Below are 17893 nucleotides of genomic sequence, written 5' to 3' on the forward strand. Positions count from 1 at the left end.
TTAGTCTACGAGTTGAGGTGTGCTGGTGTTGCGACGATTACGCAGCACGCGTTCAAAATGACGGGGGTCATGCGGTTTGAGGGTTTCCGCTTCGCGTGGACGGAAGTAGTCGTACAGGCGGGAAATCCAGAAACGCAGGGCAGCGGCTTGCAGCAGGTATGGCCATGCGTGTTGTTCAGCCTCAGTGAAAGGGCGAACGGCATTGTAGGCTTGCAACCAAGCATGCAGCTTAGCATCGTCAAAGCTACCATCTTCGCGGTTGATGCACCAGTCATTGACGCTAACGGCTACGTCAAACAGCCATGTATCGCAGCCGGCAAAGTAGAAATCGATGAAGCCACCCATTTGTGGGGCTTCTGGCGTACCACTGAACAGCACGTTATCGCGGAACAAGTCGCAGTGCGCAGGGCCAGAAGGTAGGCTTTTATAGATGTCTGTTTGGGCAAAGGCCTCTTGTTCGGACAGTACAGTCAACAGCAGTTCACGTTGGCTGTCATCCAAAAACTCAACAATGGATGGTACGGTTTTTTGCCACCATGCTAAACCGCGCAGGTTTGGTTGGTAGATCTCGAAGTCTTGAGCCGCCAAGTGGGCTTTAGCCAAGGTGTCACCCGCTAAGGTGCAGTGTGCTGGGCTTGGGTCGGGTTCGTAGCGACCAGGCAGCAGGCTCACAATAGCGGTGGGTTTGCCATTTAAGCTGGTTAGTAATTTACCGTCTTTCAGTGCCTGAGGTTTGGGCACGGGGATGTTCCGCTCAGCCAAGTAGTGCATTAACTCAATGTAAAAAGGCAACTGTTCGGCTGTTAGCACCTCAAACAGAGTGAGCACATACTCGCCACGGGTCGTGGTCAGAAAATAGTTGGTGTTCTCTATGCCTGCTGAAATACCGCGCAGATTGACCAAGTCGCCCAAGTCGTATGAGCTAAGCAATTGCTGAGCGTCATGTTCAGAAACAGTAGTAAAAACAGCCATAGTATGAATAATGCAAAAAAGTTGGGATAGCGCGACGGTATGGCGCAAGGCTTAACCCTTTACTTTAACCTGTTTGAGTGCAGGTAGTGAATAGCTTAAGCGCGAGTTACCTACATTTATTAGCGCTTAGTCGCCGCCATCGCAGGGGAAAGAGAAAAAAGCCTGCTTGTTCTGGCGTAAAATGCTGTTTTTGCCCCATTTTCAGCAGGTGAGTGTGTGTCAGGACTTTCAAACGTTATAGCCAACACGGCGTCTACGAACAAAGCGGATTGGACGCTTTGCGTGGCCCCTATGATTGATGTAACGGATAAGCATTGCCGTTTTTTTCACCGCATGTTGGCACCACGTGCAAGGCTGTACACCGAAATGATCACTACAGGCGCATTGCAGTATGGTGATGTGCCGCGTTTGCTGGATTACGACGTGAGTGAGCATCCTGTAGCGTTGCAGTTGGGCGGGAGCGAGCCGGCGGCATTAGCCCATAGCGCTAAGCTGGGCGAACAATGGGGTTACGACGAGATCAACCTCAACTGTGGCTGCCCTTCTGAGCGTGTGCAAAAAGGGGCGTTTGGCGCGTGTTTGATGGCCGAGCCTAATTTGGTGGCTGACTGTGTGAAAGCGATGCAGGATGTGGTGAGTGTGCCAGTCACAGTTAAGCATCGCTTAGGACTGGATTACGAGCAAGACTACAGCTTTGCCCAGAACTTCGTCGGTATTTTGTATGAGGCTGGTGTGCGTGTGTTTGTGGTGCATGCTCGTAATGCGGTGCTCAAAGGCTTATCACCCAAAGAAAACCGTGAGATTCCGCCGCTGCGTTATGACTATGCGCGTCAGCTCACTAAAGATTTCCCGGATGCGACCTTCGTGTTGAACGGCGGCTTGGCTACCACGCAGCAATCGTTAGATGAGCTGGCAGGCTTTGATGGGGTGATGCTGGGCAGAGCTGCATGGCATACGCCAGCGGTGTTGCGCGAGATTAGCCAACACCTGTGGCCGGAAGATACGTATATGGATGGTGCTGAAATTGTGCAACGTATGTACGGCTATGCGCAGGCATTGGTGGCACAAAATTTGAATATACGTATGGCAACGCGTGCCATGCTAGGCTGGCCACATGGTTTGCCAGGCGCACGTCAGTGGCGCAGAACCTTATCTGACGCAACAATTATGAATAAAAATGAGCCAGAAGTATTGCTGGCTGCGTGGGAAGCACTGCAGGCCCGTCAAAACGAGCCTGCAGCGTAAGGCAACGATTAGGCTGCTGAGTTGCCTTGGTCTGATGGCCAGTCGCGAATGTAGGCTTTCAGCATAGAGTTTTCAAATTGCTGAGCCTTCACGATGGCTTTGGACATATCGTAGAACGAAATCACCCCTTGCAAGGTGGGGCCGTCCATGACTGGAATGTAGCGTGCATGGTTGTCCAGCATCAAGCGCTGTACTTCGTCGGCGCTGGTGTTGGGCGTCACACTCACAGGTGCGTCATCCATGATGGCGCGCACCGTGGTGGCTTTATTGCCATGTTGGGCTTTGTGCAAATGGCGAATGATTTCTCTAAACGTGAGCATCCCGGCTAATTGACCATGCTCCATAATCACCAGTGAACCTATGTCTTGTTCGCTCATGATTTGAATTGCGGTATCAATCGCCATGTCAGGAGTCGCGGTGTAGAGAATATCCCCTTTGACTCGTAAAATTTCACTAACTTTAAGCATACGAGGGCTCCTGTGCTGCATTAAGTGACGTGCTTAATTTTTTTTGTATGGATTCAGAAATATCTTCGAGCAACCCAGGCTGTTCAAACAACTGCTGTAGACGCAGATGAGGGTTAGCCAAGGTGGCGTTCATTATTAAGGCTACACCATTGCCCACTTCAGTGCTGGGTTGAGCCCTATTTAGTAGGAAGGTGTCAACCAGTGCGGCAAGGTCTGTTTTGGTAGGGTCGCAGGCCAAAACCCAGCGTTCACGGTTGTTTTCTTGGGTGTTAGCGACATATCCCAACTTTTTTAGCGTGAGTAGTGTACGTGTGAGTTCGTGTGCGTCGTGTGCCAAAGTGTCGCTTAATTGCTCCACTGGCAAGCCTACTGGTGTGTGGCCTCGCTGTAGCCACAAGCTATGAAGCATGCCGAGTGCGTGCAGGAATGACTCACCTAAGTAGTGTTTTTCGCTAGGGTTACGGTGCCTACGTATGTCAGGCAGGATGGCAGCAAACGAAGCGCCTAACAGCACGACTAGCCACGATAAATACACCCAGAGTAAGAAAATAGGAATGGTGGCAAACGCACCGTAAATTAAGGTGTAGGTTGGAAACTTGGTCAGGTAAAAGGCGAAACCCGCTTTCAGCAACTCTAAGAAGAAAGCCACCAGTACACCACCTACAAAAGCGTCACGCCAGCGCACATGGCAATTGGGCACGAAGGTAAACAGTGCGGTAAAGCTGAGTACGGTCAGCAAAAACGGTAGAGCGGACAGCAATAACGAAATCACAATCCCAAAGCTACTGATATAGCCCATGGACTCACGGGCAAGCATCGTCGTTGCCCAAAGGCTAGCACCACCCAAGATAGGCCCTAAAGACAACAATGCCCAGTACACCAGCAGGCGCTGTGCGATAGGGCGCTGCGTATTAACCTGCCAAATGTCGTTTAACGTGCCATCAATGGTGGAAATCAACATGATGGACGTAATGATCAAAAACAAGCTACCAATGGCCGTCAGGCTAGAGGCCTTGGCGGCAAATTGGTTGAGGTAGGACATGATCGTGTCAGACACGGCTTCGGGCATCAGATTCGTGGTGAAGAAGTTTTCTAATGCTTCACGAAAATCAGAGAATAGGGGAAAAGCCGTGAACAGAGACAGCACTACAGCCAGTAGTGGGACAGCAGCCAAAATGGTGGTGTACGTGAGGCTGGATGCGACTTGCGTTAGACGACGTTGGGCCATGCACTGCAACATGATCGCAGCGAGCTCACGCTTTTTGCGCTGAGGTTGGCCAGAAGCGGGGGGCGTTTTCGCCTTCTGAGCCAAAGCATCAAGAGAAGGGGACGGTTGGTTTGTCATGGTAAAAAATCATCCGGCTGGCTGCGTGCAATGGTATAGGGTTTTAACCCGCCTTAGGCGATAATACCAGTATGAATGCTCAATTGAATCCCGTTTTACATCGTGTTGCTGCTGCATCGTTAATAGGCCTAATCATCCTTTGTATAGCATGGGAAATGTGGCTGGCGCCATTGCGCCCCGGTGGGTCGTATATGGCACTTAAAGTATTGCCGTTGATTTTGCCTCTGCCTGGTATCTTGCGCGGCAAGATCTATACGTTGCAGTGGTCGTCAATGTTGATCTTGCTGTATTTCATGGAAGGCTGCGTACGAGCATGGTCTGACCCGAATCCTGTGTCGGTGTATTGTGCGATTGCTGAAATCGTCTTGTCGTCGGTGTTTTACTTTTGTGCCATTTTCTATTTGCGCCCTGCTAAAAAAGCGGCCAAAGCGCGTGCGAAACAAGTGGCTGCAGTTGCAGCCAAGGAGCAGTAATCATGTCGATATTGGTCTCTACTCTAGACGATTTGCACGTTAGTAATGGTTTCGCGTCGTCGTTACCAGAAACTTTCTACACGTTATTGCAGCCTTCGGGTTTGCGCGATGCGCAACTGCTGCACGCAAACGATGACTTGGCCCAGCGTTTGGGGTTGAGTCAGGCGCTGCTGCATTCGCCTGAGATGCTAGCCGTGTTGTCTGGTAATGCACCATTACCGGGTGGGCAAAGCTTGGCTGCTGTCTACAGTGGCCATCAGTTTGGGGTGTGGGCTGGCCAGTTAGGGGATGGGCGGGCGCATTTATTGGGTGCGATTGATGGGTCGCAGGGCTCGCAAGAATTACAGCTTAAAGGCTCGGGGCTCACACCGTATTCACGTATGGGAGACGGTAGGGCGGTCATACGTTCGTCGGTGCGCGAGTATTTAGCCAGTGTGGCGATGAAAGGTTTGGGTATTCCTACGACTGAAGCCCTTGCTATCGTGACTTCACCTGTGCCGGTGTACCGCGAAACGGTAGAGCGCGCCGCCATCGTGACGCGAGTTGCCCCTAGCTTCGTACGCTTTGGTTCGTTTGAGCATTGGCTAGGTCATCACGACGAAATGCAGAGCTTGCTGCATTATGTAGTACAGAATTTTTATCCAGCCTTGTATGAGCAAAGTGAAGATAATGCCGAATTGGCACGGCTCTTGCTTACTGAGGTAACTCAGCGCACGGCGTATTTAATGGCCGATTGGTTAACCGTGGGCTTTTGTCATGGTGTGATGAACACCGACAACATGTCCATTTTGGGTTTGACACTGGACTTTGGGCCTTTTGGCTTTATGGATGCATTCCAAGCCAACCATATTTGCAATACTACCGACCAGCAAGGGCGTTATGCCTGGAACCAACAGCCCTCTGTAGGCCATTGGAACCTTTATAGGCTAGCCAGCGCGATGACCACCTTGGGGGCGACACCAGAAACGCTTAACCCTGTATTACAACAATACGAGGGGTGGTTCTTAGAGCGTTACCGCGAGAACCTTTGCCGCAAAATGGGGTGGCAAGAGTGGTTGGAAGGCGATACGCAGTTAGTTGATGACTGGTGGCGTTTGTTGCACAGAGATCAAGCGGACTTTAGTTTGAGTTTCCGTGCGTTAGCCTGGGCAGAAAAACACCCTGAGGCTTTCTTGCAATGTTTTCATGATCAAGATCAGGCGCGTGCGTGGGTAGATAAATACCGTGCACGTGTCGAAGCCGACCCACAAACCAGCGAGCAGCGCCAGCAATCCATGAATGCGGCCAACCCGCTGTATGTGTTGCGTAACTACTTGGCACAGCAAGCCATTGCGGCGGCTGAAAAAGGCGATGCCTCGGTATTGTCTGATTTGTTTACGGTATTAAGTAACCCGTTTGAAGAACGTTCTGGGTACGAGCGCTATGCGGAAGTTCCCCCGCCCGAGGCACAATCCATTGCCTTGAGTTGTTCTTCCTAACTTGTGCACGGTGCATGCTCTGGGCTTTAATGCCATAATTCTGCTTTCGATTGGTCTATAAACCGAACTGTTTATGTCTGCAAATACTTTAGGTAGCTTATTTCGTGTAACGAATTTTGGGGAGTCTCATGGCCCAGCCATTGGCGCTGTGGTAGATGGCTGTCCGCCCGGATTAGAACTGAGTGTTGAAGATATTCAGCTAGAACTAGACCGACGTAGACCTGGTACGTCACGCCACGTGACGCAACGCCAAGAGGCCGATCAGGTAGAAATTCTGTCGGGGGTGTACGAGGGCAAAACTACAGGTGCTCCTATTGCGTTGTTGATTCGTAATACCGATCAACGCAGTAAAGATTATGGCAACTTGTTAGATACCTTTAGGCCTGGTCATGCAGACTACACCTACTGGCGCAAGTACCAGCATCGCGACCCACGGGGCGGCGGCCGTTCCTCGGCACGACTGACAGCGCCTACCGTAGCAGCCGGTGCTATTGCCAAAAAATGGTTGGCAGCAGAGTTTAAAACGGTGATTCGTGGCTACATGAGCCAGCTAGGCCCTATCGTGATCCCCTTTAAAAGCTGGGACGATGTGCCTAACAACCCTTTCTACGCCGCCGATGAGTCGGTCGTGCCCGAGCTAGAAGCCTTTATGGACGCCTTGCGTAAGGATGGTGATTCCATTGGTGCTCGTATTGAAGTGGTTGCCGAAGGTGTGCCAGCCGGTTTGGGTGAGCCTATTTATGGCCGTTTGGATGCGGATATCGCGTATGCCATGATGGGGCTGAACGCGGTTAAGGGCGTAGAAATCGGGGACGGTTTTGAAAGCGTGTCGCAACGTGGTTCTGAACACGGCGATGCGATCCTGCCTGACGGTTTTGCATCAAACCATGCTGGCGGTATTTTGGGGGGGATTTCATCGGGCCAAGATATTCGCGTGTCGTTAGCCATTAAACCTACCTCCAGTATTCGTATTAAACGTCCTTCCATTAACCAGCAGGGCGAAGCGATAGAAGTACAGACCTTGGGTCGTCATGATCCTTGCGTAGGTATTAGGGCTACGCCCATTGCAGAAGCGTTGCTGGCCATCGTGTTGATGGATCAGGCGTTACGTCAACGTGCCCAATGCGGGCAATGGTAAGGATTACTGCGTATGAACCTGTTTGGGCTATGGCGTAAGGCATGTATTGTTGTGGCGGCGAGCGCCACGGTGATCCTTACGGGATGTGCGGCAATAGACACCACTTCTAGTGGCGTTGTCGGTATACAACGTAAGCAATACATGTCTAGTTTTGTGCCCGAGCAAGATCTGAACTTGGCAGCAGCGCAGAACTACAACGAAACGTTGGCGCAAGCTCAAGCGCAAGGGGCGTTGTCTCCTAATGCGGCACAAGTTCGTCGTGTGCGAGAAATTTCCACCAAGCTGATCAATCAAGTACCTATTTTTAGGCCTGATGCATTGCAGTGGGACTGGCAGGTAAATGTTTTAAAGTCAGATGAACTGAATGCGTGGTGTATGCCGGGCGGCAAGATGGCTGTATATACCGGCTTGATCGATAGGCTAAAAGCGACAGACGATGAGCTGGCAGCGGTGATGGGGCATGAAATTGCCCACGCATTGCGCGAGCATTCGCGAGAGCAAATGTCCCATAAAATGGGCACCAGTATTGGCTTGGCGATTTTATCGGCCGTCGTAGGCTCGCAGGCCGTGGGCGATTTGGGTGGTTCGCTAACAGATGTGATGTTCCATCTGCCTAACAGCCGTACGCACGAGGCAGAAGCCGACCTCATCGGTGTGGAGCTTGCTGCACGTGCGGGTTATGACCCGAGGGCTGCCATTAGCTTTTGGGAAAAAATGATTAGTATGTCGGGAGTGAACGGCAATGAGTCAGATCTCTTGTCTACTCATCCTTCACCACAAAGCCGTATTGATGAGTTGCGCGTCGCGGCGGAACTGGTCATGCCTTTGTATTTGGAAGCAAAAAAACAGTAGGCTGATGCATCACCAACTACAGCGGGTTTTGGGCGAGTCTCAAAACCCGCTTTGTGTTTTTGGGAGCTAGGGTGGTACTCACAATACTAGTATAACTAATGGTCTTGTGCTGGTTTTAGAGACGGGCATAATGAATTCATCGCGAAATAACAGCGTTTCGCCTGTTCTGATTGATTGAGAGTCTGTTATGGCAAAAACTTTATACGACAAGCTGTTTGACAGCCACGTGGTACACCGCGAAGACGATGGTACCTGTTTGCTCTATATCGACCGCCAGTTACTGCATGAAGTGACTAGCCCCCAAGCTTTTGAAGGGCTGGAGCTGGCTGGCCGTAAGCCTTGGCGCATTAGTGCCAACCTTGCCGTAGCAGACCACAACGTTCCTACTACCTCGCGTGCAGCAGGGATCGCTGATCCTATCTCTAAATTGCAGGTAGATACGCTGGAAGACAACTGTCAAAAATTTGGCGTGACCTTGTTCGATATGGACGACCAACGTCAAGGTATCGTGCACATCATTGGCCCTGAGCAAGGTGCGACCTTGCCGGGTATGACCATTGTGTGCGGTGACTCCCACACCAGTACGCACGGTGCGATGGGGGCGTTGGCCTTCGGTATCGGTACTTCTGAAGTTGAGCACGTATTGGCTACCCAAACCTTGCTGATGAAAAAAAGCAAGAGCATGTTGGTAGAGGTGAACGGCGACTTGCCTGCAGGCTGTACAGCTAAAGACTTGATCTTGCACGTGATTGGTGTGATCGGTACTGCCGGCGGTACAGGCTATGCGATCGAGTTTGGTGGTTCTGCTGTACGAGCACTGAGCATGGAAGGCCGTATGACAGTGTGCAACATGGCTATTGAAGCCGGCGCGCGTTCGGGCATGGTAGCGGTGGATGATAAAACCGTTGAGTACTTCCGTGGCCGTCCTTACTCCCCTAAAGGTGCGCAGTGGGATCAAGCGGTTGAATACTGGAATACCTTAAAAAGCGATGATGGCGCGCAATTTGATGCGGTGGTTCGTGTTGATGCCGCAGATATCAAGCCCCAACTGACATGGGGGACATCGCCAGAGATGGTGTTGCCAGTGGATGCCAATGTGCCTGATCCACAGAATGAAACCGATCCAGTACGTCGCGAAGGCATTATTCGCGCGTTGCAGTACATGGGCTTGGAAGCTAACCAGCCCTTGACCAGCATTGCGATTGATAAAGTGTTTATTGGCTCCTGTACCAACGCACGTATCGAAGACTTGCGTGCTGCTGCTGAAGTGGCACGTGGTCGCAAAGTAGCGAAAAACGTGAAACAAGCTATCGTGGTACCTGGCTCCGGTTTGGTGAAACAGCAAGCTGAACAAGAAGGTTTGGATAAAATCTTTGTTGATGCCGGCTTTGAATGGCGTGAGCCTGGTTGTTCCATGTGTTTGGCGATGAACGCCGACCGTTTGGAGCCTGGTGAGCGTTGTGCGTCTACATCCAACCGAAATTTTGAGGGTCGTCAGGGGCAGGGTGGGCGTACCCACTTGGTTAGCCCGGCGATGGCTGCGGCAGCTGCTGTAGTAGGTAGCTTTGCCGATGTACGTGAATTGAGTCAGGAGCACTAATCATGCAAGCTTTTACTACTCACACAGGAATGGTTGCTCCGTTGGACCGCGAAAACGTGGACACCGACTTGATCATCCCTAAACAGTTTTTGAAGTCCATCAAACGTACAGGCTTTGGCCCTAACTTGTTTGATGAGCTGCGTTATCTGGATCACGGTGAGCCAGGTATGGATAACAGCAAACGTCCTCTGAACCCAGAGTTCGTGCTGAACCAGCCTCGCTACCAAGGTGCGTCCATCTTGTTAGCTCGTAAAAACTTTGGCTGTGGTTCTAGCCGTGAGCACGCGCCATGGGCATTGTTGCAATACGGTTTTAGAGCCATTATTGCGCCGTCATTTGCCGATATTTTCTTTAATAACAGCTTCAAAAATGGTTTGCTGCCCATCATCCTGCCTGAGGATGTAGTCGCTAAGCTGTTTGATGCGGTGCAGGCCAAAGAAGGCTATCAGTTGAGCATTGATCTGGAACGCCAGAAAGTGATTGCTGAAGACGGCCAAGAGTATGGCTTTGATATCGACGCCTTCCGCAAACAAAGTTTGCTCAAAGGTTTAGATGAAATAGGCCAAACCTTGCAAAAAGCAGACACCATCAAGGCGTTTGAAGCACAGCGTTTGGCGCAACACCCTTGGTTGGTGGGTAATCCATCAGCGTAATACTTAATACACGGCCGCTTAGCGGTCGTGTGGCTTGTCTAAAGTAGGGGCAAGCCACACAGAACACAGTGTGAACCCCGCGCGGTTCGTTACAACACCACAGGAAAACGTATGTCTACAAAAATCGCAGTATTACCCGGTGATGGCATTGGTACCGAAATTACAGAACAGGCTGCGCGTGTTCTAACCGCTTTGGGTTTGGATCTTGAGCTGCATCATGCACCCGTTGGTGGCGCTGCTTACGACTTGCATGGCCACCCATTGCCACCCGCGACATTGGAGCTGGCTAAATCATCTGCAGCAGTGCTGTTCGGTGCTGTAGGCGATTGGAAATACGATTCGTTGGCCCGTGAACTGCGTCCAGAGCAAGCGATTTTGGGTTTGCGTAAAGCGATGGGTTTGTTTGCGAACCTGCGTCCTGCGATTTTGTACCCACAGTTGGCTAATGCCTCGTCATTGAAGCCAGAAATCGTTGCTGATTTGGATATCCTGATCATCCGCGAACTGACCGGCGATATTTACTTTGGTCAGCCTCGTGGTGTGCGTACCGTGAGCGAAGGCAATTTTGCGGGTGAGCGTCAAGGTTTTGACACTATGCATTACGCTGAAAGCGAAGTGCGCCGTATTGCGCACGTGGCTTTCCAAGCTGCGCAAAAACGCCAAGGCAAACTGTGCAGCGTAGACAAAGCCAACGTGTTGGAAACCTCGCAATTCTGGCGTGACATCATGATTGATGTAGCCAAAGAATACCCAGATGTTGCATTGAGCCACATGTACGTAGACAATGCGGCCATGCAACTGGTTCGTGCGCCAAAAGAATTCGACGTAATCGTGACGGGTAATCTTTTTGGTGACATACTATCAGACGAGGCGGCGATGCTGACGGGTTCCATCGGCATGTTACCTTCTGCATCCTTGAATGCGTCGCAACAAGGTCTGTATGAGCCTAGCCATGGCTCCGCTCCTGACATCGCTGGTCAGAACAAAGCCAACCCCTTGGCAACTATTTTGTCGGCAGCGATGTTGCTGCGCTACTCACTGAATGAAAATGCTCAGGCAGTACGAGTAGAAAATGCAGTGCGCCAGGTGTTAGAGCAAGGGTTACGTACAGCAGACATCTATGAGGCAGGCACTCAGTTAGTGGGTACCCGCGAAATGGGGGATGCAGTGCTTAAGGCATTGGGTTAATTTGGTTTTTAGGTGATTATTCATGAAACAAGCGGTAGGCCTAGTCGGTTGGCGTGGCATGGTGGGCTCGGTCCTTATGCAACGCATGCGCGAAGAGAACGATTTCTCACGATTTGAGCCGGTATTTTTCTCTACCAGTAATGCTGGTGGGGCAGCACCGGAATGGGCAGCAGGCGCAGGCGCCTTGCAAAATGCCTACGATATAGACAGCCTGAAAAAGCTGCCTATTATTGTGACGGCTCAAGGTGGGGACTACACCAAAGAGGTGTATGGCAAATTGCGCGCAGCTGGCTGGACTGGCGTTTGGATCGACGCTGCCAGCTCATTGCGTATGGACGACAACTCCATCATTGTGCTGGACCCAATCAACCGCGACGTGATCGACGCGGGTTTGGCCAAAGGCGTGAAGCAGTTTATCGGTGGTAACTGTACGGTTAGCTGCATGCTGATGGGCTTGGGCGGTTTGTTCAAGCACAATTTGGTAGAGTGGATGACCTCCATGACATACCAAGCTGCTTCCGGCGGTGGTGCACAACACATGCGCGAATTGCTGACTCAGTTCGGCGATTTGAACGCCGCTGTTAAAGCGCAATTGGATGACCCTGCATCGGCCATTTTGGACATCGATCGCGGTATTCTGCAAAAGCAGAAAGATCCTAGCCTAAGCAGCGTGCAGTTTGGCGTACCACTGGGCGGTAGCCTGATTCCTTGGATCGATTCCGATCTGGGTGATGGTATGTCCCGCGAAGAATGGAAAGGCGGGGTAGAAACTAACAAGATTTTGGGCCGTCAGGGCCAAGATCACGTGGTTGTAGACGGTTTGTGTGTACGTATTGGTGCATTGCGTTGCCATAGCCAAGCACTGACCATCAAACTGCGTAAAGACGTGCCGTTGGATGAAATCAATGACATCATCGCTAACACTAGCGACTGGTCCAAACTGATTCCTAACGAAAAACAGGCCACCATGGAGCAACTGACTCCTATCGCTGTGACCGGTACGATGGATATTCCAGTTGGCCGTGTGCGCAAACTGGGTATGGGCCCTGAGTACATCAGCGCCTTCACCGTAGGCGATCAATTGTTGTGGGGTGCAGCAGAGCCGCTGCGCCGCATGCTGATGATCACCTTAGGGGAACTGTAAATGACGACCAGCCGTTTATCGTTGCGTACTGTAAGTTCACTTGCATTGGCATCAATGACGGCTTTGGCTGCGCATTCAGCGTATGCGGTAGAGGTGGGCAGGGCCCGCCTCTTGTCGCAACCAGCGCAGCCGCTGGTGTTAAGTGTGGCATTACGAGATTGGAAGCCAGACGAAACGCTCAGCATACAGTTTCCTGAACAGGAACAATGGCAGCAGGCGGGGTTAACCCCGCCCGTTGCGTTAGAGGGATGGCAGATTGAGCAGCAGCCTGGAAAGTCGCAAATTATTTTGCGTAGCCCCCACGCTGTAGATGCCAAAGTCATAGACGTTTTACTGGATATTCAGTCGTCATCTGGTTTGCAGCGCCACCAAGTAAGTGTGGTTAATGCGGCCAAGGTGGCTGAGTCCTTGCAGTTGCCCAGCACCGCTGCAGCATCAAGTAGTCGTAGTTACGGTACGCGTAGCGTAGCGGCTAGTGCAGACGGTGGCGATCGCTACAAGGTACGCACAGGCGATACGTTAAGTAGCATTGCAGCCAAACGCACCCCCGAAGGGGTTAGCACCTATCAGTACATGGCAGCGCTCTTAGCGGCAAACCCTGATGCCTTCCAGCATGGCAACATGAACTTGTTGCGAGCAGGCAGTACGCTGAATGCGCCCACAGCCGATCAACTGCAAGCTTATAGCGATGCGCAAGCACGTAAACTGTTTGGTGAACAAGCAGATTGGTATACCCAATACAAACGTCGTCTGGCTGATAATCAATCGCCCGCATTAGCGGTCGAGGAAGCCACCGCTGGTGAGGCTAGCCCTCAAGCGCCAGCCGCCCCTACAGAATTACCTTCTAAAGGCGATACCTTAACGCTTAGCACTGAATCGTGGGCTGATAGCGTTAAGCAAGATCAAAGCGTGGCTACCGCACAAGCTCTGCGTGATGCCAGCGAGAATGTAGAACAACTAGAAGAAAATGTACGCCAGCTTTCTTCAGCCTTGAGCGAACAAGAAGCGCTTGCTGCTGAACAGCAGAAAGCCGGTGTAGCCACTAGCGATGCAGAGCAGCAGGCTACGCCAAGCGTGACGGCGAGTGAGGCAGACAAAAACGAACCGGCAGCCGCCGCTGTTAGCACAGCAGAGCACGCTGCACAGAACACATCAACAACCACTGATACGGATAGTACTTTGTCTTGGATTCAAGAGCATTTGCTCATTGTGATGTCAGCGCTGCTGGCATTGATTGTCATTATTACTGTTTGGGTATTACGTCGCGCTAATAATAGCCGCGCCGAAATAGATTCTCCTGCACCGGTAACCCCAGAAATGGTGCGCGAGAAGCTAGAAAAAATTAATCTGGATTTAGATGTACCGCCGTCTGATGAGCCAACGCCTTCGGAGCGTAAGCCTTCATGAACCGTGTAGCACTGGGCATCTGCTATGACGGTAGTGCATGGTATGGATGGCAACGGCAGCCGGTGCTGCCATCGGTACAGTCGGAATTAGAAAACGCATTATTGAAGTTTGTAGGGCAGCCAGTTCCCGTTTGCTGTGCGGGCAGAACGGATAGAGGCGTGCACGCACTGAATCAAGTGGTGCATTTGGATCCTCCTGTAAAGCGCTCTGCTCAAGCGTGGGTAAGTGGCTTAAATGCATTTTTACCCAGCTCTATTTCTGTGCAGTGGGCGCAAGAGGTGGATGAAAACTTCCATGCTCGGTTTTCTGCCAGACAACGTACGTATTTTTATGTGTTGCGCGAAGCCAGTGTTCGCTCTCCCTTATTAGATGGGAAAGTAGGATGGGTATTCCGTCCGCTGGATATAGAGCGTATGCGCCGTGCCGCAGAACATTTTGTGGGCACACACGATTTTAGTAGCTTTAGATCAACGGATTGCCAGGCCAAAAGCCCGGTAAGAGAAATCTACACCATAGACATACAACAGTCGGGTAGTTTCTATGTATTCCGTTTTGTGGCCAACGCGTTTCTCCATCATATGGTGCGTAACCTGATGGGAACATTGCTCTACGCGGGCTATGGCCGCCTCGATGCTGCCGATATACCGACTCTGATCGAGCGGCGTGATCGGCAGTATGCTCCTCCTACGTTTGCACCAGACGGGCTATACCTAGCTGGCGTAAAGTACGAAGAGGCGGTACAACTGCCAATGCAAGATCCATTGACGTTGTTCCAGCAGCATTTGGGGCCATGGATAATCCCAGCGCGACCTGAGCCTGAAGACCCAGGTGTCGCATGATTAATCGTGGTGAATGGTAGGGAATTTCATCATCATTACGAGGTGGGTGTAGCCGCTTGAGATCCACTCTGGCTTATTCACCATCATTATTTTTATGACATTGTTATTACGTCTATCGCAACTGATAGACCGCCTGAATACGGTGGTAGGGAAGTCGGTTGCTTGGCTCACACTGCTAGTCGTGCTAGTTAGTGCGGGCAACGCCATTGTGCGTAAAGTGTTTGGCGTCAGTTCCAATGCGTGGTTGGAGCTGCAATGGTATTTGTTTGGCGCTATCTTTTTGCTAGCGGCAGGCTATACCTATCTGCTAAATGAACACGTGCGTGTGGATGTGCTGGCGCAGCGCTTCTCTCGCAAAACACAAGTGTACATAGAAATATTTGGCATTCTGTTTTTCTTGCTGCCGGCTTGTATCTTGGTGTTCTGGTTAGCGATTCCTTATTTCTGGCAGTCTTACGAAACCATGGAGCTTTCCTCTAATACGGGTGGCTTAATCCGTTGGCCAGTAAAACTGTTGATTCCCATAGGCTTTGCACTATTGATTCTGTCTGGGGTGTCGCGTCTGATTCGCTTGTTCGGCTTCTTGGCTGGAAAATGTGCGGATCCTTTAGACGCACCTAAAGTGGCAGAAGCAGAGCTAGCAATTGCCGAAGACATTCGCAAAGTGGCGGAAGAAAACGATAAACGCCAACGCGAACGCCTACAACAAAAACAGAATAGGAATTGATCATGATGGAATTTGTCGTGGCAAACATTGCACCCATCATGTTTGTCAATTTGATTATCTTTTTGCTGCTGGGTTTCCCCGTAGCGTTTACGCTGGCAGCTACAGGTGTGCTGTATGGCTTATTCGCGATTGAACTGAATTTGATGCAGCCTGCGCTGTTTCAAGCGCTACCGCAACGTATTTTCGGTATTGTGGCCAATGACACGCTCTTGGCGGTACCGTTCTTTACGTTAATGGGGCTAATACTTGAACGTTCAGGCATGGCGGAAGACTTGCTAGACACTATTGGCCAATTATTTGGTCCGTTGCGTGGTGGTCTGGCTATTGCTGTGGTATTGGTGGGCGCTATGTTGGCCGCTACTACCGGGGTGATTTCTGCATCTGTGATTTCCATGGGCTTGATCTCGCTGCCTATCATGTTGCGCTACGGCTATGACCGCCGATTAGCAACGGGTGTGATTGCGGCGTCTGGTACGTTGTCGCAGATTATTCCGCCTTCTATCGTACTGATTATTTTGGCTGACCAGTTGGGCCGCTCTATCGGTGACATGTATCGTGGTGCGATGCTGCCCGGTTTGCTCTTGGCGCTGTCCTACATTTTGTATGTAGTCATTGTTGCCATTGTGCGCCCAAACAAAGTGCCTGCATTGCCAGAAGAAGCGCGTGTGTATGTAGAGCCTGATGGTTCGCGTGGTTTGAAGTCGTTGTTGGTATTGACCGTTGTGGCGGCCTTGGCTGCTCACTTTGGTTCTATGCACTATTTCAGCACGCACCCAAGCATTCCTATTGATGAGCATGTAGTCATCATCATGATGTTGTGGGGTGCTACGGCGTGGATCATCGCGATTTTGAATCGTGTGTTGAAGCTAAACATGCTGTCGCAAATTGCCGAACGCGTCACTTTTGTGATGATTCCGCCGCTGTTCCTGATCTTCTTGGTATTAGGAACCATCTTTATCGGTGTGGCTACACCAACCGAGGGTGGGGCGATGGGTGCTGTAGGTGCGATCTTAATGGCCGTTTCTCGCAGACGTTTGTCGTGGACACAACTGAAGCAAGCCATGACAGCCACTACACAGCTATCGTGCTTTGTGGTGTTTATCTTGGTGGGTTCTACCATCTTTACACTGAGTTTCCGTGGTATTAACGGCGACTTGTGGGTAGAAAGCTTGCTGATAGATTTGCCTGGTGGTGAGTGGGGCTTCCTGATCTTCGTTAGTGTGTTCACCTTCTTGCTGGCGTTCTTCCTAGACTTCTTTGAGTTGGCTTTTATTATTGTGCCGCTCTTAGGGCCTGTAGCCGATAAGATGGGCATAGACCTGATTTGGTTCGGTGTGTTGCTGGCCGTGAATATGCAAACGTCCTTCATGCATCCACCCTTTGGTTTTGCGTTGTTCTTCTTGCGTTCGGTTGCCCCCAAAGAGGATTACACCGACACGGTAACGGGTAAACGTATTGCTAAAGTAACGACAGGCGATATTTACTGGGGCTCTGTGCCATTCATCATGATTCAAGTCACGATGATCGTGGTGGTGTTGGTGTTCCCAGGGATTGTCACGCACTACAAAGGCAACGAAATTAAGATCGATGAGTCTACGATCCAGTTTGGTGTAGATGATGTCTATGGTTCAGATTCTTACGGTGACCCGTTTGGTTCTGATGCCGCTAATGCATTTCAGTAAATAGTGGTTTAACAAATGAGTATGGGCAAAATACGGGTGAAAATGTGTGGTTTCACCCGTGCTGAAGATATCACCGCAGCGGTAGAGCACGGGGCTGATGCCTTGGGTTTAGTGTTTTATCCGCCAAGTAAGCGTTTTGTGAGCCTAGAGCAGGCGGCGGCATTGCGCCGTCATGTGCCGGCTTTTGTTTCGCTAGTCGCATTATTTGTGAATCCAGAACCTCGCTACGTTAAGGATGTTCTAAAAGTGGTGCGCCCAAACTTAATACAGTTCCACGGTGATGAAAGCGTTGCCTTTTGCGAGTCTTTTGACCACCCCTACCTGAAAGCATTCAGAGTAGGGGGGCCGCATAGCGACAGTGCACGTGCGGTGTGGGAGCAATGCAAAGACTACCAAAGTGCCAGTGGTTGGTTGTTTGATAGCTTTAGCCCAGCTTATGGCGGTACAGGCGTACGCTTTGATACCGCCTTGCTGGATGAGGTGCGTCAACAACCTACGGCACGTCCAGTGATCTTGGCAGGCGGCTTAGATGCATTGAATGTGGGCGCTGCTATTCAACAAGTACGTCCTTTTGCTGTAGATGTCAGCTCGGGCGTAGAGCAGGCTCCGGGTGAAAAATCCAGCCTGCGCATGCAAGCCTTTATGCAGCAATGCAACCTTTACTGTTAATAGGGGTCTGATCC

At 51.0% G+C, this 17893-nt stretch carries 17 protein-coding genes; 14 read left to right on the forward strand and 3 right to left on the reverse strand.

Going from position 1 to position 17893, the window contains the following annotated elements:
- Positions 1-972: a homoserine kinase gene (locus tag ACLPHM_RS01690; protein WP_430219544.1), complete on the reverse strand. Its 972-nt coding sequence runs from the start codon at positions 970-972 to the stop codon at positions 1-3.
- 216 nt (positions 973-1188) lie between these two features.
- Between ACLPHM_RS01690 and dusA the strand changes: the two genes are divergently transcribed.
- Positions 1189-2217 carry a tRNA dihydrouridine(20/20a) synthase DusA gene (dusA, locus tag ACLPHM_RS01695; protein ID WP_430219545.1) on the forward strand — a complete coding sequence of 343 codons (1029 nt, stop codon included), beginning with the start codon at positions 1189-1191 and terminating at the stop codon, positions 2215-2217.
- A gap of 8 nt (positions 2218-2225) precedes the next feature.
- On the opposite strand, the gene ACLPHM_RS01700 is transcribed toward dusA, so the two are convergent.
- Positions 2226-2684, reverse strand: coding sequence for a CBS domain-containing protein (locus tag ACLPHM_RS01700; protein WP_430219546.1), 459 nt, complete (start codon positions 2682-2684; stop codon positions 2226-2228).
- On the reverse strand, positions 2677-4029 hold the full coding sequence (locus tag ACLPHM_RS01705; protein ID WP_430219547.1) for a YihY family inner membrane protein: 1353 nt from the start codon (positions 4027-4029) through the stop codon (positions 2677-2679). The genes ACLPHM_RS01700 and ACLPHM_RS01705 overlap by 8 nt, the downstream gene beginning before the upstream one ends.
- A gap of 71 nt (positions 4030-4100) precedes the next feature.
- Here ACLPHM_RS01705 and ACLPHM_RS01710 point away from each other — a divergent pair, with 71 nt between their 5' ends.
- The 13 genes from ACLPHM_RS01710 to ACLPHM_RS01770 all read left to right on the forward strand — a co-directional run bounded on the left by ACLPHM_RS01710 (position 4101) and on the right by ACLPHM_RS01770 (position 17879).
- The gene (locus ACLPHM_RS01710; protein ID WP_430219548.1) at positions 4101-4502 is read left to right on the forward strand and encodes a DUF2069 domain-containing protein; all 402 of its coding nucleotides are present in this window, start codon (positions 4101-4103) and stop codon (positions 4500-4502) included.
- A gap of 2 nt (positions 4503-4504) precedes the next feature.
- A complete protein-coding gene (locus ACLPHM_RS01715; RefSeq protein ID WP_430219549.1) occupies positions 4505-5980 on the forward strand; it encodes a protein adenylyltransferase SelO in 1476 nt (491 codons plus the stop codon).
- Between the two features lie 73 nt (positions 5981-6053).
- Complete coding sequence (gene aroC, locus ACLPHM_RS01720; protein WP_430219550.1) at positions 6054-7118, forward strand: chorismate synthase; 1065 nt, start codon at positions 6054-6056, stop codon at positions 7116-7118.
- A gap of 12 nt (positions 7119-7130) precedes the next feature.
- On the forward strand, positions 7131-7970 hold the full coding sequence (locus tag ACLPHM_RS01725) for a M48 family metallopeptidase (protein ID WP_430219551.1): 840 nt from the start codon (positions 7131-7133) through the stop codon (positions 7968-7970).
- Positions 7971-8157: 187 nt separating this feature from the next.
- Positions 8158-9570: a 3-isopropylmalate dehydratase large subunit gene (leuC, locus tag ACLPHM_RS01730; protein WP_430219552.1), complete on the forward strand. Its 1413-nt coding sequence runs from the start codon at positions 8158-8160 to the stop codon at positions 9568-9570.
- A 2-nt stretch (positions 9571-9572) separates the two neighbouring features.
- A complete protein-coding gene (gene leuD / locus ACLPHM_RS01735; protein WP_430219553.1) occupies positions 9573-10223 on the forward strand; it encodes a 3-isopropylmalate dehydratase small subunit in 651 nt (216 codons plus the stop codon).
- Between the two features lie 111 nt (positions 10224-10334).
- Positions 10335-11411, forward strand: coding sequence for a 3-isopropylmalate dehydrogenase (gene leuB / locus ACLPHM_RS01740; protein WP_430219554.1), 1077 nt, complete (start codon positions 10335-10337; stop codon positions 11409-11411).
- A 22-nt stretch (positions 11412-11433) separates the two neighbouring features.
- Complete coding sequence (asd, locus tag ACLPHM_RS01745) at positions 11434-12555, forward strand: aspartate-semialdehyde dehydrogenase (RefSeq protein ID WP_430219555.1); 1122 nt, start codon at positions 11434-11436, stop codon at positions 12553-12555.
- Positions 12556-13962 carry a type IV pilus assembly protein FimV gene (locus ACLPHM_RS01750; protein ID WP_430219556.1) on the forward strand — a complete coding sequence of 469 codons (1407 nt, stop codon included), beginning with the start codon at positions 12556-12558 and terminating at the stop codon, positions 13960-13962.
- Complete coding sequence (gene truA, locus ACLPHM_RS01755) at positions 13959-14801, forward strand: tRNA pseudouridine(38-40) synthase TruA (RefSeq protein ID WP_430219557.1); 843 nt, start codon at positions 13959-13961, stop codon at positions 14799-14801. The genes ACLPHM_RS01750 and truA overlap by 4 nt, the downstream gene beginning before the upstream one ends.
- A gap of 94 nt (positions 14802-14895) precedes the next feature.
- Entirely contained in the window at positions 14896-15528 is a 633-nt protein-coding gene (locus ACLPHM_RS01760) for a TRAP transporter small permease subunit (protein WP_430219558.1), read from the forward strand.
- A gap of 5 nt (positions 15529-15533) precedes the next feature.
- Positions 15534-17210: a TRAP transporter large permease gene (locus ACLPHM_RS01765; RefSeq protein ID WP_430220737.1), complete on the forward strand. Its 1677-nt coding sequence runs from the start codon at positions 15534-15536 to the stop codon at positions 17208-17210.
- 15 nt (positions 17211-17225) lie between these two features.
- Complete coding sequence (locus tag ACLPHM_RS01770) at positions 17226-17879, forward strand: phosphoribosylanthranilate isomerase (RefSeq protein WP_430219559.1); 654 nt, start codon at positions 17226-17228, stop codon at positions 17877-17879.
- Positions 17880-17893: the final 14 nt, after the last annotated feature.

Origin of the sequence: Paenalcaligenes sp. Me131 (assembly GCF_050487225.1) — a bacterium.
Classification (GTDB): domain Bacteria; phylum Pseudomonadota; class Gammaproteobacteria; order Burkholderiales; family Burkholderiaceae_B; genus Paenalcaligenes.